Below are 24808 nucleotides of genomic sequence, written 5' to 3'. Positions count from 1 at the left end.
ATGCTGTATAATAAAGTTGTATAACTTCAAATATAAAAAAGGAGAATGGAGAAAAAGGGGAATGGGATTTTGTATAAACTGTGGGCAAACTCTTGCTGAGGGAGCTCATTTTTGTAGTAATTGCGGCATTGCAGTGGGAGAAACAAATACAGGGACATTACAACGGAAAACAGTATATGATGGAGAATTATATAAATGTCCGAATTGTGCTGAAAGACTAGACTCGTTTAAGTCTTTTTGTCCAACTTGTGGATATGAACTGAGGGGAGCAAAGGGAGCTAGCAAAGTTGAGAAATTAGCGAAAAAATTAGAGTCTACTAAAAATAAAGGACAGAAAATTGATCTTATTCGAAATTTCTATATCCCTAATACTAAAGAGGATATTTACGAGTTTGTTATCCTTGCAACCTCAAATATGAATTCATATGATTATGATTTTGAAGCGTGGAATTCAAAATTAGAACAAGCTTATCAGAAAGCAACTCTTTCTTTTGGAAAAACAGAGGAATTTCAATATATTAACCAATTATATACTAAAACTAAAAAACAGAAAAAGTTACAATCTTTTACAAAGACTATCATGGGTTCCAAGATACTGCAATGTTTATTTTTGGGAGCTGTTGGTATAATTATGATGGTAGTTGGTTCAGTTTTAGGAGGACTTACAGGAGATAGTGATTCTCCTCTATATATGATTGCGTTAGTTGGCATTTTTCCGCTTATGGGCTCTTTTTACTATGCATTTCTTGTAGAAAAAAGAGATAAATAATTTAATGTATTTAAGACTTAATGAGTTAAAGGAGAGCAGTATGAGCGTATTTAGCAGACATAGAGCGGGCGGTTTCATGGATGAAATCCGTTGCGATGAAGGGTCTTATTTGATATGGAAATGGCATCCTGCAGGAGTGAAACAGGGTGTAGGTAATAGAGAAAATGCCATTCGTTGGGGATCTTCTTTGCGGGTTAAAGATGGAGAGGTTGCTGTCTTTGTCTATAAACAAAAAGATGGTACACTGCAGGACTTTATTGTAGGTCCATATGATCAGACTATCAAGACTTCTAACTTTCCTGTGCTGGCAAGCATAGTAGGTCTGGCTTATGAAGGTGGCACACCATTTCCGGCAGAAGTCTATTTCATCAATCTTGCGCAAATTATTCAAGTCAAGTTTGCAGTACCGTTTTTTGATGTCTATGATCCAAGGTTTTTAGACTTTAGTGTTCCTGTTGCGGTTCGTGGTACGATTAATTTTAAAATTACTGATTATAAAGAATTTATCAAGTTACACAGGTTGAATACTTTTAATCTTGATGATTTTCAAAAGCAAATTCGGGATGCTGTAGCCCGATATGCTAAACATATTGTAACAAATGCTCCTACAGAGAATAACATTCCTGTCATTAATCTTGAAAGCAAAATTTCACAAATTAATGAAGCTCTTGAACATGATGTCATGGAAAGATTAAAGGAGAATTTTGGTGTTACTGTTTCAAGTCTTGATATAGCTGCAATAGAGATAGATAAATCAAGTCAAGGCTATCGACAGCTTATGTTGATTACCAAGGATGTTACCACAGCTAAAATACAAGCGGAAACTACTGACTATGTTGAACGGATACGTATCCAACGTGAAGAAGGGCAATATGCGCAACATAAGCAAACACAATCTGCAAACCTAGGTGCATTTCAAGTCGAAAAGCAGTCCGAAGTTGGTATTGCTGGTGCTGATGCATTGGGCCAAATGGGCGCTAATGGTTCGGGAACAGTTTCTTTGGGAGGCGATGCAGGCTTCAACCCCGCTGCTATGATGGCAGGAATGGCAGTAGGAGGTGCTGTAGGCCAAAATATTGCTGGAGCTATGAATAATACGATGTCAGGCAATTCCCAACAACAGTCAGTTGTTTCACCGCCTCCGATTCCAACTACAGTCTACCATATTGCTGTCAATGGACAAGCATCTGGACCTTATGATAGAAATACCCTAACACAAATGTCTCTATCAGGGCAATTCCTCCCTTCAACCTTAGTCTGGAAACCAGGAATGGCAGAATGGATGAGAGCAGATACAGTTGATGATTTGAAAGAGCTGTTTATGCCTCCAATTCCGCCAGTAGAATAAAAACAGTTCAAATTTGAACTGTTTTTTGTTTCTCATGATTCTCCAGATAAACCACTGTTAATTTTTTGAATGTTGCGGTAAGTGTGGTAGCTATTTATGTCTATATGGTTTGAATGACGAGCAGAGTGGTTGAGAAAAGGCTGCTTTCTGATAGAAAAAGCCCAATGTGTTATAATAGATAGCAGAACAAATACGGAGAAAATGATGTCAAAAATTATCGAACTTCCAGAAATTCTGGCCAATCAGATTGCGGCAGGTGAAGTCATTGAGCGGCCTAGCAGCGTGGTCAAGGAGCTGGTGGAGAATTCAATTGATGCGGGTGCCAGCCAAATTACCATCGAAATTGAGGAGGCCGGACTCAAGACTATCCAGGTGACGGACAATGGCGAGGGCATAGACCACCAAGATGTCCCTCTGGCTCTTCGCCGCCATGCTACCAGTAAAATCAAGAAACAGGCGGATCTCTTTCGGATTCGGACGCTGGGTTTCCGAGGTGAAGCCATTCCTTCTATTGCTTCTGTCTCGCGTTTTACCATTGAAACAGCGACGGAAGCCGGCCAGCACGGAACTCGGCTGGTTGCCCAAGGTGGTGAGATTGAAGAGCATGAGCCTACTAGCAGCCCGGTGGGAACGAAAATCAAGATAGAAGATCTCTTCTTCAATACTCCCGCACGGCTCAAGTATATGAAGAGCCAGCAGGCTGAGCTGTCCCATATCGTTGATGTGATTAATCGGCTTAGTCTGGCCCATCCGGAAGTGGCTTTCACCCTTATCAGCGACGGCCGCGAAATGACACGGACTGCCGGCAGTGGTAATCTGCGTCAGGCTATTGCAGGCATCTATGGTCTGGCAACAGCCAAGAAAATGGTGGAAATCTCTGCTTCAGATCTGGACTTTGAAGTGAGCGGCTATGTCAGTCTGCCTGAACTGACTCGCGCGAATCGGAATTATATTACGATTCTCATTAACGGCCGCTATATCAAGAATTTCCTGCTCAATCGTGCTATTTTGGACGGCTACGGCAGCAAGCTTATGGTAGGCCGCTTTCCACTAGCGATCATCAATATTCAAATTGATCCCTATCTGGCCGATGTCAATGTCCATCCGACCAAGCAAGAGGTGCGGATTTCTAAAGAACGCGAACTCATGGCTTTGATTTCGCAAGCCATTGTGACCAGTCTCAAGGAGCAGGACCTTATCCCAGATGCTTTGGAAAATCTAGCTAAATCAACAGTTAAGCGTGTGACTAAGCCCGAACAGATCACCCTTCCCCTTAAAGAAAATCGCCTCTACTACGATAAGGAGCAGAATGACTTTTTCCTCAAGCCACAGGTGGCCGAGCAGCAGCTATCCTTTGAAGAATCAGCGGAGCCTGGTCATGAAGCGACAGATGAAAAAGCAGAACTGCCACAATCGACTTCGGTCAAATTCGCAGAGAGAAAGCCTGCTAGCTATGACCAACTAGACCATCCAGAGCTAGACCAGGCTAGTCTGGAGCGGGTTGTGGATAAGTTGGAACAGGAAGAGAAGTCAAGCTTCCCAGAGTTAGAATATTTCGGTCAGATGCATGGTACCTATCTCTTTGCTCAGGGCAAGGGTGGGCTTTACATTATTGACCAGCATGCTGCCCAAGAGCGGGTCAAGTATGAGTATTATCGGGAGAAGATTGGGGATGTGGACAATAGCCAGCAACAGCTCTTAGTGCCCTATATCTTTGAATTTCCAGCGGACGATATGTTGCGAATCAAGCAGCGGATGGAGCTGTTAGAAGATGCTGGCATCTTTTTAGAAGAGTACGGAGCCAACCAGTTTATCCTCCGTGAACATCCCATTTGGTTCAAGGAAGAGGAGATTGAAGCCGGCATCTATGAGATGTGTGATATGCTTCTCCTGACCAAGGAAGTTTCCATCAAGAAATATCGAGCAGAGCTGGCTATTATGATGAGCTGCAAACGCTCCATCAAGGCCAATCACAGTCTGGATGACTACTCTGCGCGCGACTTGCTCTTTCAGCTGTCCCAGTGTGATAATCCTTACAACTGTCCACACGGTCGGCCAGTCTTGGTCAACTTTACCAAGTCGGACATGGAAAAAATGTTCCGCCGCATTCAGGAAAATCACACTAGTCTGCGGGAGTTGGGGAAATACTAAACTTTATAGAAGATCAAACAGCCCTAGTCATAGAACTAGAGCTGTTTTTGATGTTTGAGCTGAACTTGTGTTCCAGCAAGCAAATCAGCTGGATGGCGTTTGTCCTTGCGAAGCAGTCCCATCAGCAGAAAGATCAGGAGGAGAATCCCTGCTGAAGTTGACAAGAAAATTGACAGAGCATCTGCTTGATAAGCACTACGGATAGCTCCTATATGTCCCAGCTGCCAAGGGAAAAACTTAATAGCTGAGCGCAAAAGGCTGTGGGCAAGGCTCCTACGCTTGTAAACCAACTGTAAACCTGCCCAACGTTTGCCAAAACTGCCTTTTCTATAATCTAGCCAAGCAAAGATGATAGTTAGAGGCAGGACTGAGGTAGAAAAAGCCAGAAGCTGGCTCTGGGCTTCAGTGAATACAGGAATGTCTCCTAGAACTAGATTGTCAGTTTTTAGTTTCATCTTTAGCATCTTCTTTCTTAGAATCTTCATCAAGGCCTATAACCTTGTCCAGATACTTTTTCTTAATTTTTAGCGCCTTGTTAATAGCCATTGCTGATGCGATTAAGAGGAAAAAAGTTAACCAAACCAGCGCACTGAATTTTGCTGGAAAGCTAGAACCTGCGAAGAAGAGAAAGATAGCCAGAGCTGATACAAAAATATATAGAACCTGCCAGAAGCCATAAGATTTTACTTCCTTGTAGTAGCGATCTTTTTCGTCTTCTGAGAGGATGGATTTTATTTCCGGCTTGTCGCCGTCTTCTAAAAGCAGATAATCTGTCGTCACTTGGAAAATCTTACTCAGCTCTACAATTTTTTCTAGCTCTGGTAGCGCTTGGCCAGACTCCCACTTGGAAATGCTCTGGCGAGAGACATTGATTTGTTCAGCTAGCTTTTCTTGTGACCAGCCTTTTTCTTTTCTTAGTTCAAATAATTTATCGGCGAGTTTCATCGTGACGGCCTCCTTTTCTTTGCTAACTCTATCCTAACAGCTTTTAGTCATCTTGAGAATACAGCTTCCTGTACATTTTGTCAACCACCGGTTGCACTTGAGTTTGCAGTTTTCCGTTAGAAAATATGATATACTAGATAGGCAAAATGATACAAAAAGAAGGAAGATTATGTACGAATATTTTAAAGGAATCATCAGTAAAATTACAGCCAAGTACATCGTATTGGAAGTCAACTCTATCGGCTATATTCTTCATGTGGCCAACCCCTATGCTTATTCAGGGTATCTCCATCAGGAAGCTAAGGTCTATGTTCACCAGGTGGTGAGAGAAGACGCGGAGCTCCTTTACGGCTTTGCGACCGAGGAGGAGAAGCAACTCTTTCTCAGCTTGATTTCAGTCTCAGGTATTGGCCCAGTGTCTGCCTTAGCCATCATTGCGGCAGATGATAATGCGGGCTTAGTGCAAGCCATTGAGCAGAAAAACATCACCTACCTGACCAAGTTTCCTAAGATTGGCAAGAAGACAGCCCAGCAGATGGTGCTGGACTTAGAAGGCAAGGTAGTGGCTGCGGATGGTCCGTCAGAAAGCAAGGCACCCATCCAGACTGTGGATAATCAGGAGCTGGAAGAAGCCATGGAAGCCATGCTGGCTTTGGGCTACAAAGCTGCTGAGCTCAAGAAAATCAAGAAAGTCTTTGAAGGCACAACTGACACAGCAGAAAACTATATCAAGTCAGCTCTCAAGATGTTGGTGAAATAGGAGAAAGTTATGACCAAACGCTGCGGCTGGGTAAAAATGAATAACCCCTTGTATGTAGCCTACCATGATGAGGAGTGGGGCCAGCCCCTCCATGATGATCAGAAATTATTTGAATTGCTCTGCATGGAGACTTATCAGGCCGGACTTTCTTGGGAGACCATTCTGAATAAACGCCAGGCTTTTCGGGAAGCATTTCATTTCTATGATGCCCAGAAAATTGCTCAGATGACAGATGCTGACTTGGATAGTCTTTTAAATAATCCTAATATCATCCGTAATAAGATGAAAATCTATGCGACCAGAGCCAATGCCCAAGCTTTTTTGGCTGTTCAAAAGCAGTTTGGCTCTTTTAATAATTATATCTGGTCCTTTGTCGATTTTAAAACGATTGACAATGAAATTTTGAACTATAAGGAAGCACCTACTAAGACAGCGCTGTCAGAAACTATGTCCAAGGCGCTGAAAAAGCAAGGCTTCAAGTTTGTCGGTCCTGTTTGTGTCTATTCATTCCTAGAAGCAGCTGGTCTTATCAATGATCATGAAAATGATTGTGACTGGAAGTAGAATGATGAAAACCAGAAAATTTCAGCTTATTTTTCTCTCTCTCTATTCAATTCTATTTATAGGCAGAGGGTTGCAGCTTATTGGTCAAAAATGGCTGAATTATCTGCTTCATTTCCTTATTGACCATAATTAAATGAAATTAGCATATGAGGACAAAGTTCAAATCTATGAACTCAGAAAACAAGGGCAAAGCTTCAAACAGCTTTCAAATCGATTTGGGGTAGCTATTTCTAACCTTCAATACATGATTCGATTGATGGATCGTTATGGATCAGAGATTGTTAAAAAAGGGAAGAACAGCTATTACTCTCCTGCATTAAAACAAGAAATGATGGGTGAAGTTTTAATTGCAGGTCGTTCGCAACTGAGTGTTTCTCTTGAATTTGGCCTTCCGAATCGTGGAGTGCTTTCTAATTGGCTGGCACAATACAAGAAAAACGGGTATACTATTGTTGAGAAAACAAGAGGGAGGCCATCTAAAATGGGACGTAAACGTAAGAAAACATGGGAAGAAATGACTGAACTTGAGCGACTTCAAGAGGAGAATGAACGCTTACGTACCGAGGTAGCTTACCTAAAAAAGTCAAAAGAGCTGGAAGACCGGGACGAAGCCTTGAAGCGAGAAAGGCAGAGACAGTTAGAGAGATGGTCTCAGGAGGATTTCGACTAGATTTACTTCTTGAAACGGCTGACTTGCCTCGCTCAACTTACTACTACCACTTGAAACAGCTGGGTAGGAGCGATGATAAAAATCAAGGTATCAAAGCTGAAATACAGGCAATTTATAGTGAGCATAAAGGAAATTATGGCTATCGTAGAGTAACTCTCGAACTCAGAAATCGTGGTTTTGTAGTGAATCATAAGAAGGTTCAGCGTTTGATGAAAGGCATGGGACTAAGCGCTCGTATTCGTCGTAAGCGTAAGTATTCCTCTTATCACGGAGAAGTTGGAAAGAAGGCTGATAACCTCATTCAACGCCAGTTTGAAGCATCAAAACCAATGGAAAAGTGCTACACAGATGTAACGGAGTTTGCCATTCCTAATAGCACGCAGAAACTCTATTTATCCCCTGTTCTGGATGGCTTTAACAGCGAAATTATCGCTTATCATCTTTCTACTTCGCCTAATTTAGAACAAGTAAAAACAATGTTGGAACAGGCATTCACAGAGAAACACTACGAGCATACTATTCTCCATAGCGATCAAGGCTGGCAATACCAACATGATTCTTATCATCGGTTTCTAGAGAATAAGGGAATTCAGCCATCCATGTCACGTAAGGTCAATAGCCCAGACAATGGCATGATGGAGTCCTTCTTTGGTATTTTGAAATCGGAGATGTTTTACGGTTATGAGAAGCACTTTAGGTCTTTAGAAGACCTTGAACAAGCTATTGTGGACTACATTGATTACTACAACAACAAACGAATCAAAGTCAAACTAAAAGGACTTAGCCCTGTGCAATACAGAACTAAATCCTTCGCTTAAATTATTTGTCCAACTTTTGGGGGTCAGTACATTCCAGACCTCTAGGTTTTTTTATTATTCTCTTTATATCCTTACTCTCCTTTCTGCATCCAAATCTTTTCCTTGATAAAGATGCGTAATTCATAGAAAAGCATAAAGAGGGTAGATATGAGGAAGCCAGCCATAAAGATATGATGCAAATAGGCAAAAATCGCAATCTCAACCAAAACGGAGAAGAGATAGAAGATGACTAAATAATGCCATTTCTTAGCCTTACTGTCTTCGATGACCTTTTTTTCCAAGCGCTCATCCTCCTTGATGAGTGTGTCCAGACTGATATCAAATTCCCGACTGATAGCGATGAGATTTCCAATATCAGGGATACCTTTTTCGCTTTCCCAGCGGGCAATGGCGGAGCGGGAAACCTTGAGTCTTTCTGCCAAAGCCTCCTGAGTGAGTTGATTTTGTTGACGAATATCTTTGAGAACTTGAGAAATTTTCATGATGGTCCCCTTTCTTTAAATATTAATAGTTAGATGATTTCCTTTTTCATCTTCATTATAAAAATAATGAAACCATTTGCCAATAGCATTTCCCTAACAATCTAGTTATTCTGCATAACACAAGTCATTCTTAAAAGTTTTCCACAGCATGTTGACAAGTTTGTCAACGAACTTGACAGCTCTTTTTATTTCCTGAAATGAAAATCAACTTTTTTAAGATTTTTTGTGATAAAATAAAGCCAATTCCGAATAGTAAGGTAGGAGGTTCTATGAAAGCAGAAATTATTGCTGTGGGCACCGAGATTCTGACAGGTCAGATTGTCAATACCAATGCCCAATTTTTATCTGAAAAACTGGCGAGTCTGGGGATTGATGTCTATTTTCAGACAGCAGTAGGGGACAATGAAAATCGTCTCCTCTCTGTTTTGGAAATTGCTCAAGGACGCAGTAATCTAATTATCCTAACAGGAGGCTTGGGGCCTACGGAGGATGATTTAACCAAGCAGACCTTGGCTAAGTTCTTAGGACGTGAGCTCAATTTTGACTCACAGGCTGTGGAAAAGCTGGATCGATTTTTTGCTAGCCGGGCAGATTATGCTCGAACGCCCAATAATGAGCGTCAGGCCCAGCTGGTCGAAGGCTCAACTCCGCTGCCCAATGCAACCGGCTTAGCAGTCGGTGGCTTGCTAGAAGTTGATGGAGTAAGCTACGTGGTCCTGCCAGGTCCTCCAAGCGAGCTCAAGCCCATGGTCAATAACGAGCTAGTTCCCCTCTTATCCACAGGTCAAAAACTGTATTCACGGGTGCTGCGTTTCTTTGGTATCGGTGAGAGTCAGCTAGTGACTATTTTGTCCAAGATGATTGAGCAGCAGAGTGACCCCACCATTGCTCCTTATGCAAAGACAGGGGAAGTTACCCTGCGACTGTCCACCAAGGCTCTGAGTCAGGCAGAAGCCGACACCAAGTTTGAGGCTGTGGAAAAGTCAATTCTGTCTCATAAGACTTTTGAGGGGCAATCCCTGTCTGAGATTTTCTACGGTTATGGCGATGACAATTCCTTGGCACAGGTGGCTTTTGAGTTGCTGAAGAGTCAAGGGAAGACGATTTCGGCGGCGGAGAGTCTGACAGCAGGCCTCTTTCAAGCGACCTTGGCAGATTTTGCTGGAGCTTCAGCTATTTTTTCAGGTGGCTTTGTCACCTACAGCATGGAGGAAAAGAGCCGGATGCTGGATATCCCGCTGGGAGACCTGGAGAAGCACGGTGTCGTTTCAGCTTTTACGGCTGGGAAAATGGCAGAGCAGGCTAGAAAGCTGACCGAAAGCGACTTAGCTGTCAGTCTGACAGGTGTGGCTGGCCCAGAGTCACTGGAAGAGCATCCAGCAGGGACTGTTTTTATCGGCTTAGCTAGTGCTTCAGGAACAGAAACTATTAAGGTCAATATTGCTGGACGCAGTCGGCGTGATGTGCGGAAAATTGCTGTTCTGCATGCCTTCAACCTAGTACGAAAAACTTTATTAAATAGCTGATTTTTGGTATAATGACGAAGATGGCCAAAAGACATTTTTAGAAAAAATAGGAGAAATAAATGGCAAAGAAACAAAAAAAATTAGACGAAATCTCAAAGAAATTCGGCGATGAGCGCCAAAAAGCCTTGGATAATGCTCTGAAAAATATTGAAAAGGACTTCGGTAAGGGAGCCATTATGCGTCTGGGCGAGCGGGCAGAGCAAAAGGTTCAAGTTATGAGTTCTGGCTCTTTGGCCTTGGATATTGCCCTTGGTGCTGGTGGTTACCCTAAGGGACGGATTATTGAAATCTATGGTCCGGAGTCTTCTGGTAAGACAACCGTTGCTCTTCACGCTGTTGCTCAAGCGCAAAAAGAAGGTGGTATCGCTGCCTTTATCGATGCTGAGCATGCTTTGGATCCGTCATACGCAGCTGCTCTGGGTGTCAATATTGATGAGTTGCTGCTGTCTCAACCTGATTCTGGAGAACAGGGACTGGAAATTGCTGGTAAGCTGATTGACTCAGGTGCGGTGGACTTGGTGGTTGTAGACTCAGTTGCAGCCCTTGTACCGCGTGCAGAAATCGATGGCGATATCGGTGACAGCCATGTCGGCTTGCAGGCTCGGATGATGAGCCAGGCTATGCGCAAGCTGTCTGCTTCTATCAACAAAACGAAGACAATTGCGATTTTCATTAACCAGCTGCGCGAAAAAGTTGGTGTTATGTTTGGTAATCCTGAAACAACACCAGGTGGCCGTGCACTGAAGTTCTATGCTTCTGTCCGTCTGGATGTCCGTGGTAATACTCAAATCAAGGGAACTGGTGATGAGAAGGATACCAATGTTGGTAAAGAAACCAAGATCAAGGTCGTTAAAAATAAGGTGGCTCCGCCATTCAAGGAAGCTTTCGTGGAAATCATGTACGGAGAAGGTATTTCTAAGACAGGTGAGCTGATTAAAATTGCGACTGACTTGGATATCATCAAAAAAGCTGGTGCTTGGTACTCCTATAATGATGAAAAAATCGGGCAAGGATCTGAAAATGCCAAGAAATACTTGGCAGATCATCCAGAAGTCTTTGACGAAATTGACCGTCAGGTTCGTGTCCGCTATGGTTTGATTGAAGGCGGTGAGCTAGCAGAAGCGGTTGGCAGCAAGGCTGACAGCCCTGTGGAAACGATGGAAGAAGTGACTCTGGATTTGGACGATGCCATCGAAATTGAAGAGTAATTTTGCAAAATAGGTCGCAAGACCGATGGTTTTTGTGATATAATAGACTACGATATTAGTATCGTGTAGCGAAAGGAGTACTTACATGATCACAATCTATACTGTCTCAAGTTGTACTAGTTGTAAAAAAGCAAAAACCTGGCTAAACGCTCATCAATTAACTTATAAAGAACAAAATTTAGGCAAAGAAGGCATCACCAAAGAGGAACTTCTGGATATTTTAACCAAAACGGAAAATGGTATCGCGAGCATTGTTTCATCAAAAAACCGCTATGCTAAAGGTTTGGGTGTTGACATTGAGGAATTAAGTGTCAACGAAGTTCTTGACATCATCATGGAGACCCCACGTATTTTGAAAAGTCCTATCTTAGTGGATGATAAACGTCTCCAAGTTGGTTACAAAGAAGATGATATCCGTGCTTTTCTGCCACGTTCTGTTCGTAATGTTGAAAATGCAGAAGCTCGTCTGCGGGCAGCTCTCTAATCTTTGAATATAACTGAAAGAGTCGGGAAGAGAATCTCGGCTCTTCTTTTTGTTCGGATTGATAGCAGTCTTTAGCGACTGGATGGATTGACAAGGAGCAGAACTGTGATACAATATCTCTGAGGAGGATGGAAGATGAAGAAAATTTTATTAGGACTGGGATTGAGTGTAGCACTGTTAGCAGGCTGTGGACATAAAAAGACAGAGACGAATTCGAATGCGGCTGACAAGAAAGAAATCAGCAATAATCTGCCTATCATTGATAATGCCAAGCAGCAGGAAGTGATTACTCGAACGCTTGTTTTTCCAAAGGATGAACGAGGAAACCAGCAGAGTCAGACGGTGACTTATCAGGGAGAGCATTTTAAACGCTTGGTCATTGAAAGGCTGACTACGACTGATGATGAGATGAAAGAAGCCATCAAGCAAATGGGGCTGGAGGAAGCTCAGAAGTCGCTCAATGAGTCACTGGAGCAGGATGCAGACTATGTGCAGGCTCGTGGACTTCAAGGCTTCAGCGGTTCAGTGACAATTTTGAATGAGAACGAGCTGAAAATGACGTCTACCTATGATTTTGAGAGTTTGGATATCGAAAAAGCGGCGGCTATGCCTTATTTTCAAAATCTCAAGCTCAAAGAAATGATTAAGCTGACGCCAGAAGAATACATCAACAATCTCCTGATGAATGGAGCGGAAGAGCAGAAATAAGCTGCTCTTTTTTATTACATTTTAATGACAGAGTGACAATCAGTTTGACAGCGCCGTTTTTATAATGATATGATAAAATCAGCTCAATATTGAAGGAGATAAGACATGAGAAAATTAATTGTCTTTTTGCTGGCAGCTTTGGCAATCTTAACAGCTTGCAGTCAGCAGTCAAATAACAGTTCATCCTCACAGGGAGGTGCTGGAAAAGGAGATATTGTCACTAAGTCCTATAAAACTGAGAAGCAATTAGAACATGGAAAAGAAACCAGAATCTTAACAGTCAGCTACAGCGGACAGAAGTATGATAAGGTTATCCTGCATGTTAGTAAGGCTATTCCTGACAACATCAAGGAAGCTTTGTCAAAGCAGGATGTTTCCACTGTGAAGAAAGAAATGCTGTCTTTGATCGAGGAAGCACTGGGTCTGAAAGAAGCGGTGAATATCACCGGTCTTGACTTAAAAACAGATATGACAGCGGAAGAGATTTCTCTGGAGATGACTATCGATCCTGAGAATCTAGACTACGAAGCAGCCAAAAAGCTTCCAAACTACGCGCAGCTGTTTGAGCAAATCGAGACCCTGAGTCCGGAAGAATTGCTTAACAAGTTTAAGGGAAGCGACGGTGTGGAAGTGCCGTCTTCAAATTAGCAAGTTTCCATCCAGTTCTCTGAAGAGAGCTGGATTTTTGCTGGATTTCAGAGCCAGACTTGGGATAAATATTAGCTAAAGCTTATTGAAAAATTAGGAGAATTCGGGTGAATTAAATTTGTGAAAAGCCTATAATTATGCTATAATAGGGATATTCTAAAGAAAGAGGGTGTAATTGTGGGATTTACAGATGAAACAGTACGTTTTAATCTCGATGATTCAAATAAAAAGGAAATTAGCGAGACTTTGACCGATGTCTACAAGTCGCTCAATGAAAAAGGATACAATCCAATCAATCAAATCGTGGGATACGTACTCAGTGGTGATCCTGCGTACGTACCTCGCTATAACAATGCCCGCAATCAAATCCGCAAGTATGAGCGCGATGAGATTGTTGAGGAGTTGGTTCGTTATTATTTGAAAGGACAAGGCGTCGATCTCTAATGAGAATTATGGGATTAGATGTGGGCTCAAAAACGGTTGGGGTTGCTATTAGTGATCCTCTTGGTTTTACGGCTCAAGGACTGGAGATTATTCCGATTCATGAAGATAAGGGCGAATTCGGTCTAGAGCGTTTGGGCGAGCTGGTTAAAGAGTATAAGGTTGATAAGTTTGTTATTGGCCTGCCTAAGAATATGAACAATACCAGCGGGCCTCGAGTGGAGGCTAGTCAGGCTTATGGCCAGCGGGTTGCTGAGCTGTTTGGTTTGCCGGTTGACTATCAGGATGAGCGTCTGACGACGGTGGCTGCTGAGCGCATGTTGGTGGAGCAGGCGGACATTAGCCGCAGCAAGCGTAGGAAAGTCATTGATAAGCTAGCCGCGCAGCTGATTTTGCAGAATTATCTGGATCGAAATTTTTAGAAAAGAAATGAAGGAGACACTAGTATGACACATGATCATAACCATGACCACGAGCATGAAGAGCGTGAATTAATCACCTTGGTTGACGAGCAAGGGAACGAAACTTTATTTGAAATTCTTTTGACCATTGATGGTAAGGAAGAGTTTGGCAAGAATTATGTTCTTTTGATTCCGGCTAATGCGGAAGAAGATGAGAACGGTGAAGTAGAGATTCAAGCTTATTCCTTTACTGAAAATGAAGATGGCACAGAAGGCGACCTGCAGCCAATCCCAGAAGACTCAGATGCTGAATGGGATATGATTGAGGAAGTCTTCAACAGCTTTATGGAAGAGTAAGACTGGCCTAGTCTCGTTTCCAGAAATGGACAAGCGCAGGCGAAAAGTTAGCTAAACTTGACAGAAGAAGGGAGTAGCCAAGGCTCGGTTATTTTCTATCTCGTATCATAAAGATTAGAAAGAGGAGCGAGTTGAAATTCAGATTTGAATTCTGCTTCGCTGCTCTTTTTTGGGTAAGAAAATGAATGAAATTGAAGAATGGCTGAACAGCCGAATTGGTCTAAACTTTCGTTCGGGACTAGAGCGCATGCAGCAGGCAGTGACTCTTTTAGGGAATCCTGAGCGGAGCTATCCAACGATTCATGTAACTGGTACAAATGGCAAAGGTTCTACTATTGCTTTTATGCGTCAGCTGTTTGCGGGGCATGTTCGCAAGACAGGAAGTTTTACCTCGCCTCACATGATTAGTATTCATGATCGGATTTGTATCAACGGTCAACCGATTGCTTCGGCTGACTTTATCCGTCTGGGTCAGCAGGTGCAAAAGATGGAGCAAGAACTGCTCAAAAGCCATGACCAGCTGTCTTATTTTGAAATTCTGACCTTGATTGCTTTTCTCTATTTCAAGGAGCAGGAAGTGGATTTGGCCTTGATTGAGGTAGGGATTGGCGGACTCTTGGACACGACTAATGTCATTAGGGGAGATATAGCGGTCATCAGCTCCGTAGGCTTGGACCATCAAGAGACTCTGGGAAGGAGCTTGACGGCGATTGCGGAGCAAAAGGCAGGGATTTTCAAGCCGGGGCGGCCAGCGGTCATCGGACCGCTGCCAGAAGAAGCGCGATTGGTTTGTGAGCAGCGAGCTCAGGAGCTGGGAATAGAACTCTATCAGTATGGTTGCGATTTTTCTCTGGCAAATCAGATTTTTTCCAATTCGACTATGACCCTATCCAATCTTGAACTGGGTCTCAAGGGGGGCTATCAGGAGGAAAATGCAGCGCTGGCTCTACAGGCTTTTCTGCTCTTTATGCAGCAGCAGGGCTGGGAAATAGATTCTGCTAGGATTCGGACAGGCTTGCAGGAGACTCGATGGGCAGGGCGTTTGGAAGAAGCCGATCCAGGTATTTATCTAGATGGGGCCCATAATCTTCCTGCGCTGGAGAGGTTAGTAGAGTTTATACAAAGCCAGAATGACAAAGAGTGCCAGCTTCTTTTCGGTGCTCTCAAGCGTAAGGACTATAGCGCTATGCTGGCTTATCTGCGAGAGGCTCTGCCAGATGTTCAGTTGACGGTGACTTCCTTTTCTGATGGAGATTCCCTTGGTCAAGCTGAAGTGGAAGGCTTCTTCTACATAGAGGATTATCGGCAGCTTATTCAGAATTTTAAGGAGAGGCAAAACGATAATCAGCTGCTTTTCATTACGGGCTCTCTCTATTTTATTGCAGAAGTCAGAGCTTATTTGACAAGTATATAAATTGACCGCCAGAGTCCCGCTTTGGTACAATAAAGACAGAAGAAAAAGGAGAATACTATGGCAATTTCTAAAAAGTTAATCTTTTCAGGTCTAACTGCTGCGGCTATTTTGGCCTTGGCAGCTTGCGGTTCTAATCAGAACCAGACGGCACCTTCCTCTCAGTCTCAGTCAGTCGCTTCCAGCAAGTCATCGGACTCTTCGTCGGTAGCTAGCTCGTCTAGTGCGGCCAATAACAGCTCATCTGCTTCTGCATCCTCTTCTGAGCAAGCAGCCAATGGCGAGCTGGATGGCAGCTATCAGACAAGTCATGAAGGTGATCAGCTGACCTTACAGATTTCAGGAACTACTGGCCAGTTGACCAAGATCGAGCCTGATGGCGATCAGGAAATCGAACAGGTTCAGATTGATGCTACCAACCAGACTATGGTCATTGGAGATGATGTCAAGCGCTATCGCATTGAGGGCAATCAGCTGACAATTGAGGACCTTTCCCAAGAGCCTTATGATGATGACACACTGGTCTTTACGAAACAATGATGAAAGAGCCCTGTCTTGAATAGGGCTTTTCATTTTATCGGTTCTAATTTTGCAGTGAAATTAGAAGGATAGCGGTGTTTAAATGCTGCTCTTGGTTTTTCATCAGCTAGAAATACGATTTGCATTGATATAAACGTTGTTTTAAGGCAGTTTTACTGATATACTAGAATATATGCAATGAGATAGGAGAGTGTATGACTTTCAGGAAATTCCGCTTATTAATGTCAAAATACGGTTTCAGCATTATTATCATGCTATTGGAGCTGGTCTTTGTCTTTGTTGCGTTTTTCTATTTTAATGAAATTGCACCCAACTGGCTGTCAGTGGCGATGATTGTCTTCCTGTATATTGGGACCATTTTAGCAATTGTCAACCGCAATATGCCGCCTGAGAGCAAGGTGACCTGGCTCTTAATTGCTGTCGTGCCGGTCTTTGGCTTCCTGCTCTATCTGATGTTTGGCGAGCGACGGCTGTCTAAAAAAGAAATGATTCAGCTGGAAAATATGGACTCTATGAAATTTCGAGAGGACAACAGCTATGATCTTCGCGTCCAGCTGAAAAAGGAAAACAAGTCGGCTTATGGTATTATCAAGTCGCTGCTGAGTATGGACAATAATGCGGATGTCTATGACGGTACAGCTTCTCGCTATTTTCCCATCGGTGAGGAGATGTTTGAGGCCATGCTGGCGGACCTGCGGGCTGCTGAGAAATTCATTTTTCTGGAGTTTTATATCATCGATGAAGGACTGATGTGGAACAGTGTTCTGGATATCTTGGTCGAAAAAGCCTCGCAGGGCGTTGAAGTCAAGCTGCTCTATGATGATATTGGCTGCATGGCTACTTTGCCGGGCGATTATACCCGTAAGCTGCGCAAGATGGGCATCGAGGCTTATAAGTTTAACAAGGTGATTCCGCGGATGACGGTATCCTATAATAACCGTGACCACCGTAAGATTTTGGTGATTGATGGTCAGGTTGGCTATACTGGCGGTATCAATCTGGCTGACGAGTATATCAATCATATCGTCCGTTTTGGCCACTGGAAAGATGGCGGTGTCCGCTTGGAAGGCCGGGCGGTCAAGGCTCTGACGCGACTCTTTCTCATGAACTGGTATATCAACCGCGGGGAAATTACAGACTTTGACAAGTACCATCTGGAAAATAAAGCTGTCGAAGGCAGAGGTCTTTACATTCCCTATGGCAGCGGGCCTAAGCCCATTTATAAGGGTCAGGTTGGCAAAACAGTCTATCAAAATATTATCAGTCAGGCTACGGACTATGTCTACATTACCACGCCTTATCTGATTATTGATTATGACCTGACGGAGGATATTAAGAATGCTGCTATGCGGGGAGTGGATGTCCGCATCGTGACTCCTTTCATTCCGGACAAGAAGCTGATTCAGATTGTTACCCGTGGAGCCTACCCAGATCTAATGGAAGCAGGGGTTAAGATCTTTGAGTACAAGCCAGGGTTTATCCACAGTAAGAACGTGGTGGCCGATGATGAATTTGCTGTGGTAGGGACGATTAATTTTGACTACCGCAGTCTGGTGCACCATTATGAAAATGCAGTCCTGATGTATCATACGGAGAGTATCCCAGCTATCAAGGAAGATTTTGAAGCCATTTTTGAGTCTTCTGAGGAAATTCTTCCTGAAAATCTTGATAGTAGCTGGTATCGTCGCTTTATCAAAGAAATCATGCAGCTCTTTGCACCCATGCTCTAATGCTAGAGGTGGGCAAGTTCTGCAGCAATATACAGAAAATCTGAGGCGGAAGTCTCAGATTTTTTGCTTGTGCTTTTTCTAATCGTGTTGAGATGTGTTCTTGTCATTTTTGCTTTTATAGGGGGACGGATTTTTGCTCTGTTTTTACGAATGTAAAAAATAAAGGAATTTTTTAAAATGACAATGGAGAAAATTTCCAGTCAGCCGCTTGCTTATGAAACGAGAGAATATCGCTGTTTTCGGGAATTGGAGGAGCTGGCTAGAAGCTATAATGCTCAGAAGAAGGGTCAAGAGAAAGCTGACAGGATGACAGGAATTTGATATACTAGATGGGACTGATATCAAGGAGAATATTTTATATGCATGATACAACGGAAGAAAAAGTTTTAGAGGTTTCAGAGGAGCAGCTAACTAGGGCTGAAAGGTCTGAGCAAAAAATTACCAAGCCAGAGCCAACGCCCTATTTTTTGACGCTCTGGTGCAGTTTGGCTATCAGCCTGCTAAGTGTGGTCAATCCTTTTTTGACCAATCTAGCAACGAATTTACAAAGTCAGAATCTCTATGCTGGTTGGGCCATGACTCAGGGGCAGGTGCCTTATTCGCAAATATATGGGACCAGTGGTCTGCTTTACTATCTGATGGCTTGGACCAGCAGCCTGGCTTTTGGCCAGCTTTTGTGGATGGTCTTTCAGACGCTGGCTCTTTGGCTGGCCGGACTTTTTCTGCACAAGACCTTGGTGCTCTTACAGCCTAAACAGGATTTATCGCGCAGCCTCCTGCTGCTCTTTTACCTGCTAGTCTTTGCCCTTGGATTTGGCGGTCTTTATTCTAGTATTTTTGTTCTGCCCTTTATTTTTTGGAATCTATCTTTTTTGGTGCGCTATCTGCAGGATTCGATCAAGGATGAAAAGTTCATTATCTATGGAGCTTTCGGAGCTCTTGCTTTTATGATTGATCCGGTTTCCAGCCTAGTCTTCTATTCTTTGACTGCTCTGGTGCTTTTGGTCTACAATATCGCAGCCAAGCGTGCGGCTCGAGGCTTCTATCAGCTTTTAGCTGGTCTCTTTGGCTTCTCAGTGATTTTTTATCCTATCGGCTACTTTACTGTTGCTAATCGAACCTTTGGCCAGGCTATCAGTCAGGTGACCTATGCTTGGGATTCCATCAGCTTGATTGGCAGTCATAGTATTTCTAATTTGGTTTATTATGGCTTGCTGACGGTCGGTCTAGGTTTCATTTCTGCTTTGGGTGCCAATCTCCTCTCAAGAGAAAAGGGGCAAGCAACCAGCCTGCGCGTCTTGCGCTTTATCGGTTTGCTAGGGCTCTTCATTACTGTCTTTGCGGCTTTTATCTTGCCAGATCAGGGCAGTTATCAACTGCTTCCTGCCCTGCCTTTTGCCATGATTCTTTTTGCTTTGTGGTTCAATAAAGGCAAGCAGCAGACACCTGGGCGTCACCGCCGGGATCGCCGTCGCCCTACGATGTGGACTTCCTATCTTTCAGGCCAGTTCTTTCTGCCGCTCCTAGCCATCTTTTATCTGATTGGCTATCCTTTGGTGAATGAGTATATCCTTTCCAGCGCTGTATCTGCTGAAAGAAGTGAAGCGGCTCAGTATATTAAGGAAAAGACCAAGGATGGGGATACTATCTATGCTTGGGATACCTCGGCTAGTCTATATCAAAAGAGCGGCCGCCTATCTACTGTCTCTCTCTTGTCTCCAACTTTGTATGTGGGAACGGCTGAAAATCGTCTAGGTCTTCAGAATGGACTTGAAAACAGCCAGCCCAAGTATATTTTGGTTAACAATGATGTCAAATTGCTGTCAGATGTGAAGCAGCTAATTTCCCAAAATTACAAGGAAGCTGACCTCAAACTCGACCGTTTCAAGCTTTATCAACTTAAATAGTAAAAAATCAATATGTTGTGTCTAAAGTTAAAAATTAACTTTTTTTCCACAACATATTGATTTTTAATTTTAACGTGCTATAATGAGACTTGTATCGACTTATTTAAAAAATACTGTTCTTTGGATAAACCGCTGTCGGAGATTTCCTAGAAATTTCTTGGCAGGTGGCTGGTCTGAAGAGACTTGATTTGTCCTAAGGGCAGGAAAAGGAAGTGTTCATGATGATTTTAAGGGAAGAGAAGTTTGAAACTGCTCCAGCGATTTATGTGGAGAAGCGGGATGGTCGCAGGGTGGCTTTTGATGTAGCTAAGATTTATAAGGCTATGGTGCGGGCAGCTCAAGAAGTCGGTCCGCTGAATCCGATGCTGGAAGCTAAGCTAGAAGCTATCACAGACCGCATTGTGGCAGAAATCAGCAGTCGCTTCGCTAAGTATGTCAAAATCTATGAGATTCAGAACATCGTTGAGCACGAGCTTTTAAATGCCAAGGAATACGCTATTGCGGAGAACTACATCACTTACCGTACTCAAAGGGATTTTGAGCGCTCAAAAGCGACAGATATCAACTTTACTATTGACAAGCTCCTTAACAAAGATCGTACGGTGGTTAACGAGAATGCCAATAAGGACAGTGATGTTTTCAATACCCAACGGGATTTGACAGCAGGGATTGTCGGCAAGTCCATTGGGCTTAAGATGTTGCCGCCTCATGTGGCCAACGCCCACCAGAAGGGGGATATCCACTACCATGATTTGGACTACAGCCCTTATACACCGATGACTAACTGCTGTCTGATTGACTTTGACGGCATGCTGAAAAATGGCTTCAAGATTGGGAATGCAGAAGTAGAGAGTCCCAAGTCTATCCAGACTGCGACGGCGCAAATCTCACAGATTATTGCCAATGTAGCTTCTAGCCAGTATGGAGGTTGCTCGGCCGACCGAATTGACGAAGTCTTGGCGCCCTATGCTGAGCTTAATTATCAGAAGCACCTCAAGGATGCGGAGCAGTGGGTTTTGCCGGATAAGCAGGAAGAGTACGCCTGGGCAAAGACCAAGAAGGACATCTACGATGCCATGCAGTCGCTGGAATATGAGATCAATACTCTCTTTACCTCAAACGGTCAAACTCCTTTTACCTCGCTGGGCTTTGGTCTTGGCACCAATCGTTTTGAGCGAGAAATTCAGAAGGCTATTCTCAATATCCGTATTAAGGGACTGGGAAGCGAGCACCGCACAGCAATTTTCCCTAAGCTGATTTTCACCCTTAAGCGTGGGCTCAATCTTGAGCCAGGGACGCCTAACTATGACATTAAAGAACTGGCTCTGGAGTGTGCCACTAAGCGCATGTATCCAGATGTGCTTTCCTATGACAAGATTATCGACTTGACTGGATCGTTCAAGGTACCGATGGGCTGCCGTTCTTTCCTACAAGGCTGGAAGGATGAAAATGGTCAGGAAGTTAACTCCGGCCGTATGAATCTAGGTGTCGTTACGGTCAATCTGCCACGGATTGCGCTTGAATCCGAGGGGGATTTGGATAAATTCTGGGAACTCTTTAACGAGCGGATGAATATCGCTGAGGATGCTTTGGTCTACCGAGTGGAGCGGACCAAGGAAGCAAGTCCAGCCAATGCGCCGATTCTTTATCAGTATGGGGCTTTTGGCCAACGCTTGGGCAAGTATGATCAGGTGGACCAGCTCTTTACTCACCGTCGTGCAACGGTTTCCCTTGGCTATATCGGTCTCTATGAAGTGGCAGCAGTCTTTTACGGCGGTAATTGGGAGACCAATCCTGAAGCCAAGGACTTTACGATTGCCATTGTCAAAGATATGAAGCGTAGGGTGCAAGAGTGGTCAGATCAGTATGACTATCATTTCTCTGTCTACTCGACGCCATCTGAAAGCCTGACCGACCGCTTCTGCCGTTTGGATACAGAGAAGTTTGGGGTCGTTCCGGATATTACTGACAAGGAGTACTATACTAACTCTTTCCACTACGATGTGCGCAAGAATCCAACGCCTTTTGAAAAGCTGGACTTTGAGAAGATTTATCCTGAAGTGGGAGCCTCAGGTGGCTTTATTCACTACTGTGAATATCCTGTGTTGCAGCAAAATCCAAAAGCACTGGAGGCTGTTTGGGACTATGCCTATGATCGGGTCGGCTATCTGGGTACCAATACACCGATTGACCGCTGTTACAAGTGTAACTTTGAGGGAGATTTCACGCCGACCGAGCGGGGCTTCACCTGTCCAAACTGTGGCAACAGCGATCCCAAGACGGTCGATGTGGTCAAGCGGACCTGCGGCTACTTAGGAAATCCGCAAGCCCGCCCAATGGTCAATGGCCGTCACAAGGAAATATCAGCTCGGGTCAAGCACATGAATGGCTCGACTATTAAGTACGAAGGAAATTAAGATGGGGAAGTATCAATTGGACGACAAAGGAAAGGCTCAGGTGCAGCGTTTCCATGAAAAACATTCGCAGGGCGGCAGCGGCAAAAAAGAACGATTAGCCAAACTGCGTCAGCAATTTTTAGAAAAAAACAAGAAACAATAGAAGTCAGAGTGGGGCGCAAGGCGGTCTCACTCTCTTCGTATCAGGAGGCACTATGGAGCTGAGACGACCGAAACTAGAAGACAAAGAAAAGATTTTAGAGATGCTGGCTGATTTTGAAGCGGCTGGCAGCCGGCAGGACGGCTTCTTTGGCGGAGTGGATTTTGTTTATGAGGACTGGCTGGAGACGATTCAGCTAGCTGAGGTAGGTCTAAGCTTGCCGCAAGGTTTTGTTCCTTACATCCAGCTAATCTCTTTTGCTGCGGATGGTCAGGCTGTGGGCTTTCTCAATCTGCGCTTGCGACTTAATGACTATTTGCTCCAAGAAGGCGGGCATATCGGTTACAGTATTCGTCCCTCTGCGCGTGGGAAAGGATTGGCAAAAGAGCAGCTGCGGCAAGGCTTGCAAGTAGCCAAAAGTAAAAATATTAAACGAGTCCTAGTGACTTGCGATAGTGACAATGAAGCCAGTCGAGCAGTGATTCTGGCTAATGGCGGAGCTTTAGAGGATGTTCGATGCGGAAAAGAGCGTTACTGGATTGATGTCGATTAAGGAGGTACTATGGAGCTAAGACGACCAACTTTGGAAGATAAAGACGCAATTTTAGAGATGATTGCGGAGTTTGACGCTGCAAAATCCTATATGCACGGTGGCATGGGCTCCACTTGGAAGCGAGCAAAGGATTATGAAGACTGGCTACAAATTATAGGGCAGCAGGAAGACGTTGCTCACTTGCCAGCAGGTTGGGTTCCTGCCATTCAATTTTTATCCTTTGATGAGACTGGCCTGCCTCTAGGATTTTTAGCCCTGCGCTTGTCCGTAAATGACAAATTATTTGTGGAGGGTGGGCATATTGGCTATTCTATCCGGCCCAGTCAACGCAGAAAGGGCTTGGCTAAGTTGCAGCTAGAGCTAGGACTAGCAGAGGCTCGAAAACAAGGACTGGAACGAGTGCTGATTACCTGCGATGAAGACAACGAAGCCAGCCGACGCACGATTCTCTCTGCTGGCGGTGTTTACGAAAATACAATCGATAGAAGTCAGCGCTACTGGATTGATGTCGATTAAGGAGGGAGCATGGAGCTAAGGCGACCAACTTTGGAGGATAAAAATGCGATTTTAGAGATGATTGCGGAGTTTGCTGCTGCAAAATCCTTTATGCACGGTGACATGGGCTCCGCTTGGAAGCAATCAAAGGATTATGAGGATTGGTTAAAGATTGTAGAGCAGCAGGAGGATGCTGTCAACCTGCCAGTAGGCTGGGTTCCCGCTATCAAATTTTTATCCTTTGATGAGACTGGCTTTCCTTTGGGATTTTTAGCCTTGCGCTTGTCCTTGAATGACAAATTATTTGTGGAAGGCGGTCATATTGGATACTCTATCCGTCCCAGTCAACGAGGCAAAGGATATGGGAAGGAGCAGTTGAGATTAGGACTAGCAGAGGCTCGAAAGCAAGGATTGGAACGAGTGCTGATTACCTGCGATGAAGACAACGAAGCCAGCCGTCGCACCATTCTCTCCGCTGGCGGTGTTTACGAAAATACAATCGATAGAAGTCAGCGCTACTGGATAGAGTTAGATGGGGAGGTGTCATGAACAATCCCAAACCTCAAGAATGGAAAAGTGAGGAGCTGAGCAAGGGGCGAATCATTGACTATAAGGCCTTTAATTTTGTGGATGGCGAAGGCGTCCGCAACTCTCTTTATGTCAGTGGCTGTATGTTTCACTGTGAGGGCTGTTATAATGCCGCAACTTGGTCTTTCAACGCTGGCATTCCTTATACCCAAGAGTTGGAGGAACAGATTATGAAAGACTTGGCAGAACCCTATGTGCAGGGGCTGACCCTCCTAGGCGGCGAGCCTTTTCTCAATACAGGCATTCTCCTGCCCTTGGTCAAGCGGATTCGGAGAGAGCTACCGGACAAGGATATCTGGTCCTGGACGGGCTACACCTGGGAGGAGATGATGCTGGAAACGGAGGATAAGCTGGAGCTGCTAAGTCTGATTGATATCCTAGTGGACGGCCGTTTTGACCTTACCAAGAAGAATCTCATGCTGCAGTTCCGCGGCTCTTCCAATCAGCGCATTATAGATGTGCAGAAGTCCCTTCAATCAGGGCAGATAGTCATCTGGGACAAGCTGAATGATGGTTTGCAAGCCTATGAGCAAGTTGATAGAGATAAGATGCTTTAAAAAACAAGCAAAATACTGATATAAAAGAGGTTTCACCTCTTTTTTCTATTGCCAAAAACAGTATAAAATATTGGTTTTTCGAGAAGGAAGAAGGAATTTACCGAAAATTAATACAGACTGTCCTTTTTTGTCAACAAATTTTGGAAAAAACTAAAATATTTTAAAATATTTTAGTGTATCATAATGCATTT

28 protein-coding genes are annotated in these 24808 nt (G+C 44.0%); 25 read left to right on the top strand and 3 right to left on the bottom strand.

Annotated elements, in window-relative coordinates:
* The first annotated feature begins 61 nt into the window (after positions 1-61).
* The 3 genes from HMPREF9389_RS09095 to mutL all read left to right on the top strand — a co-directional run bounded on the left by HMPREF9389_RS09095 (position 62) and on the right by mutL (position 4268).
* Positions 62-769 carry a zinc ribbon domain-containing protein gene (locus tag HMPREF9389_RS09095; RefSeq protein ID WP_080560737.1) on the top strand — a complete coding sequence of 236 codons (708 nt, stop codon included), beginning with the start codon at positions 62-64 and terminating at the stop codon, positions 767-769.
* A 40-nt stretch (positions 770-809) separates the two neighbouring features.
* Positions 810-2117, top strand: a complete 1308-nt coding sequence (locus HMPREF9389_RS09100) for an SPFH domain-containing protein (protein ID WP_032906233.1) — start codon at positions 810-812, stop codon at positions 2115-2117.
* 204 nt (positions 2118-2321) lie between these two features.
* On the top strand, positions 2322-4268 hold the full coding sequence (mutL, locus tag HMPREF9389_RS09105) for a DNA mismatch repair endonuclease MutL (protein ID WP_032906232.1): 1947 nt from the start codon (positions 2322-2324) through the stop codon (positions 4266-4268).
* A gap of 35 nt (positions 4269-4303) precedes the next feature.
* Here mutL and HMPREF9389_RS09110 read toward each other — a convergent pair whose 3' ends face one another.
* Together HMPREF9389_RS09110 and HMPREF9389_RS09115 are read right to left on the bottom strand one after the other, a co-directional pair.
* Positions 4304-4753 carry an RDD family protein gene (locus HMPREF9389_RS09110; protein ID WP_080560736.1) on the bottom strand — a complete coding sequence of 150 codons (450 nt, stop codon included), beginning with the start codon at positions 4751-4753 and terminating at the stop codon, positions 4304-4306.
* On the bottom strand, positions 4707-5213 hold the full coding sequence (locus tag HMPREF9389_RS09115; protein ID WP_002928347.1) for a helix-turn-helix domain-containing protein: 507 nt from the start codon (positions 5211-5213) through the stop codon (positions 4707-4709). The genes HMPREF9389_RS09110 and HMPREF9389_RS09115 overlap by 47 nt, the downstream gene beginning before the upstream one ends.
* Positions 5214-5382: 169 nt before the next feature.
* Here HMPREF9389_RS09115 and ruvA point away from each other — a divergent pair, with 169 nt between their 5' ends.
* The 3 genes from ruvA (at position 5383) to HMPREF9389_RS11560 (ending at position 8025) form a co-directional block, all read left to right on the top strand.
* On the top strand, positions 5383-5973 hold the full coding sequence (gene ruvA, locus HMPREF9389_RS09120) for a Holliday junction branch migration protein RuvA (RefSeq protein ID WP_032906231.1): 591 nt from the start codon (positions 5383-5385) through the stop codon (positions 5971-5973).
* 9 nt (positions 5974-5982) lie between these two features.
* Positions 5983-6537 (top strand): DNA-3-methyladenine glycosylase I, encoded by a 555-nt coding sequence (locus HMPREF9389_RS09125; protein WP_002928338.1) that lies wholly within the window; start codon positions 5983-5985, stop codon positions 6535-6537.
* A 133-nt stretch (positions 6538-6670) separates the two neighbouring features.
* Positions 6671-8025, top strand: a protein-coding gene (locus HMPREF9389_RS11560; protein ID WP_155114662.1) for an IS3 family transposase whose coding sequence is annotated in 2 segments (ribosomal slippage) — positions 6671-7112 and positions 7112-8025 — 1356 coding nt in all. Because the reading frame shifts where the segments join, the coding sequence is not laid out codon by codon here.
* Positions 8026-8096: 71 nt separating this feature from the next.
* On the opposite strand, the gene HMPREF9389_RS09140 is transcribed toward HMPREF9389_RS11560, so the two are convergent.
* Positions 8097-8507, bottom strand: a complete 411-nt coding sequence (locus HMPREF9389_RS09140) for a helix-turn-helix domain-containing protein (protein ID WP_002928327.1) — start codon at positions 8505-8507, stop codon at positions 8097-8099.
* Between the two features lie 269 nt (positions 8508-8776).
* On the opposite strand from HMPREF9389_RS09140, the gene HMPREF9389_RS09145 reads away from it, so the two are divergent.
* From HMPREF9389_RS09145 to nrdG, 19 genes are all read left to right on the top strand, one after another.
* Positions 8777-10033, top strand: coding sequence for a competence/damage-inducible protein A (locus tag HMPREF9389_RS09145; RefSeq protein WP_032906230.1), 1257 nt, complete (start codon positions 8777-8779; stop codon positions 10031-10033).
* A gap of 59 nt (positions 10034-10092) precedes the next feature.
* Positions 10093-11241, top strand: coding sequence for a recombinase RecA (gene recA / locus HMPREF9389_RS09150; protein ID WP_002928325.1), 1149 nt, complete (start codon positions 10093-10095; stop codon positions 11239-11241).
* 85 nt (positions 11242-11326) lie between these two features.
* The gene (gene spx / locus HMPREF9389_RS09155) at positions 11327-11725 is read left to right on the top strand and encodes a transcriptional regulator Spx (protein ID WP_002894078.1); all 399 of its coding nucleotides are present in this window, start codon (positions 11327-11329) and stop codon (positions 11723-11725) included.
* 135 nt (positions 11726-11860) lie between these two features.
* The gene (locus HMPREF9389_RS09160) at positions 11861-12433 is read left to right on the top strand and encodes an SP0191 family lipoprotein (RefSeq protein WP_002928324.1); all 573 of its coding nucleotides are present in this window, start codon (positions 11861-11863) and stop codon (positions 12431-12433) included.
* A gap of 105 nt (positions 12434-12538) precedes the next feature.
* A complete protein-coding gene (locus HMPREF9389_RS09165; protein ID WP_002928322.1) occupies positions 12539-13081 on the top strand; it encodes a hypothetical protein in 543 nt (180 codons plus the stop codon).
* A gap of 177 nt (positions 13082-13258) precedes the next feature.
* Entirely contained in the window at positions 13259-13525 is a 267-nt protein-coding gene (locus HMPREF9389_RS09170; RefSeq protein WP_002894075.1) for an IreB family regulatory phosphoprotein, read from the top strand.
* Positions 13525-13944 (top strand): Holliday junction resolvase RuvX, encoded by a 420-nt coding sequence (ruvX, locus tag HMPREF9389_RS09175; RefSeq protein WP_002928320.1) that lies wholly within the window; start codon positions 13525-13527, stop codon positions 13942-13944. Before HMPREF9389_RS09170 ends, ruvX begins: the two co-directional genes overlap by 1 nt.
* A 24-nt stretch (positions 13945-13968) precedes the next feature.
* Positions 13969-14280 carry a DUF1292 domain-containing protein gene (locus HMPREF9389_RS09180; protein WP_002894073.1) on the top strand — a complete coding sequence of 104 codons (312 nt, stop codon included), beginning with the start codon at positions 13969-13971 and terminating at the stop codon, positions 14278-14280.
* A 181-nt stretch (positions 14281-14461) separates the two neighbouring features.
* On the top strand, positions 14462-15694 hold the full coding sequence (locus tag HMPREF9389_RS09185) for a bifunctional folylpolyglutamate synthase/dihydrofolate synthase (protein ID WP_032906228.1): 1233 nt from the start codon (positions 14462-14464) through the stop codon (positions 15692-15694).
* A 57-nt stretch (positions 15695-15751) separates the two neighbouring features.
* Positions 15752-16231, top strand: coding sequence for an SP_0198 family lipoprotein (locus HMPREF9389_RS09190; RefSeq protein ID WP_002928314.1), 480 nt, complete (start codon positions 15752-15754; stop codon positions 16229-16231).
* Between the two features lie 194 nt (positions 16232-16425).
* Positions 16426-17961 (top strand): cardiolipin synthase, encoded by a 1536-nt coding sequence (gene cls, locus HMPREF9389_RS09195; RefSeq protein WP_032906225.1) that lies wholly within the window; start codon positions 16426-16428, stop codon positions 17959-17961.
* A gap of 177 nt (positions 17962-18138) precedes the next feature.
* Positions 18139-18282 carry a hypothetical protein gene (locus HMPREF9389_RS12130; protein WP_002928311.1) on the top strand — a complete coding sequence of 48 codons (144 nt, stop codon included), beginning with the start codon at positions 18139-18141 and terminating at the stop codon, positions 18280-18282.
* 38 nt (positions 18283-18320) lie between these two features.
* On the top strand, positions 18321-19868 hold the full coding sequence (locus HMPREF9389_RS09200) for a hypothetical protein (RefSeq protein ID WP_032906222.1): 1548 nt from the start codon (positions 18321-18323) through the stop codon (positions 19866-19868).
* A 221-nt stretch (positions 19869-20089) separates the two neighbouring features.
* On the top strand, positions 20090-22285 hold the full coding sequence (nrdD, locus tag HMPREF9389_RS09205; RefSeq protein WP_032906681.1) for an anaerobic ribonucleoside-triphosphate reductase: 2196 nt from the start codon (positions 20090-20092) through the stop codon (positions 22283-22285).
* 1 nt (position 22286) lies between these two features.
* On the top strand, positions 22287-22427 hold the full coding sequence (locus tag HMPREF9389_RS12125; RefSeq protein ID WP_002894059.1) for a hypothetical protein: 141 nt from the start codon (positions 22287-22289) through the stop codon (positions 22425-22427).
* Positions 22428-22479: 52 nt separating this feature from the next.
* The gene (locus tag HMPREF9389_RS09210; protein ID WP_002928299.1) at positions 22480-22977 is read left to right on the top strand and encodes a GNAT family N-acetyltransferase; all 498 of its coding nucleotides are present in this window, start codon (positions 22480-22482) and stop codon (positions 22975-22977) included.
* A 9-nt stretch (positions 22978-22986) separates the two neighbouring features.
* Positions 22987-23493: a GNAT family N-acetyltransferase gene (locus HMPREF9389_RS09215; protein ID WP_002928296.1), complete on the top strand. Its 507-nt coding sequence runs from the start codon at positions 22987-22989 to the stop codon at positions 23491-23493.
* 9 nt (positions 23494-23502) lie between these two features.
* The gene (locus HMPREF9389_RS09220) at positions 23503-24021 is read left to right on the top strand and encodes a GNAT family N-acetyltransferase (RefSeq protein ID WP_002928293.1); all 519 of its coding nucleotides are present in this window, start codon (positions 23503-23505) and stop codon (positions 24019-24021) included.
* Positions 24018-24617, top strand: coding sequence for an anaerobic ribonucleoside-triphosphate reductase activating protein (gene nrdG / locus HMPREF9389_RS09225; protein WP_002928290.1), 600 nt, complete (start codon positions 24018-24020; stop codon positions 24615-24617). Before HMPREF9389_RS09220 ends, nrdG begins: the two co-directional genes overlap by 4 nt.
* Positions 24618-24808: the final 191 nt, after the last annotated feature.

Origin of the sequence: Streptococcus sanguinis SK355 (assembly GCF_000212855.1) — a bacterium.
Classification (GTDB): domain Bacteria; phylum Bacillota; class Bacilli; order Lactobacillales; family Streptococcaceae; genus Streptococcus; species Streptococcus sanguinis_A.
This window is presented reverse-complemented; position numbering and strand designations above follow the sequence as displayed.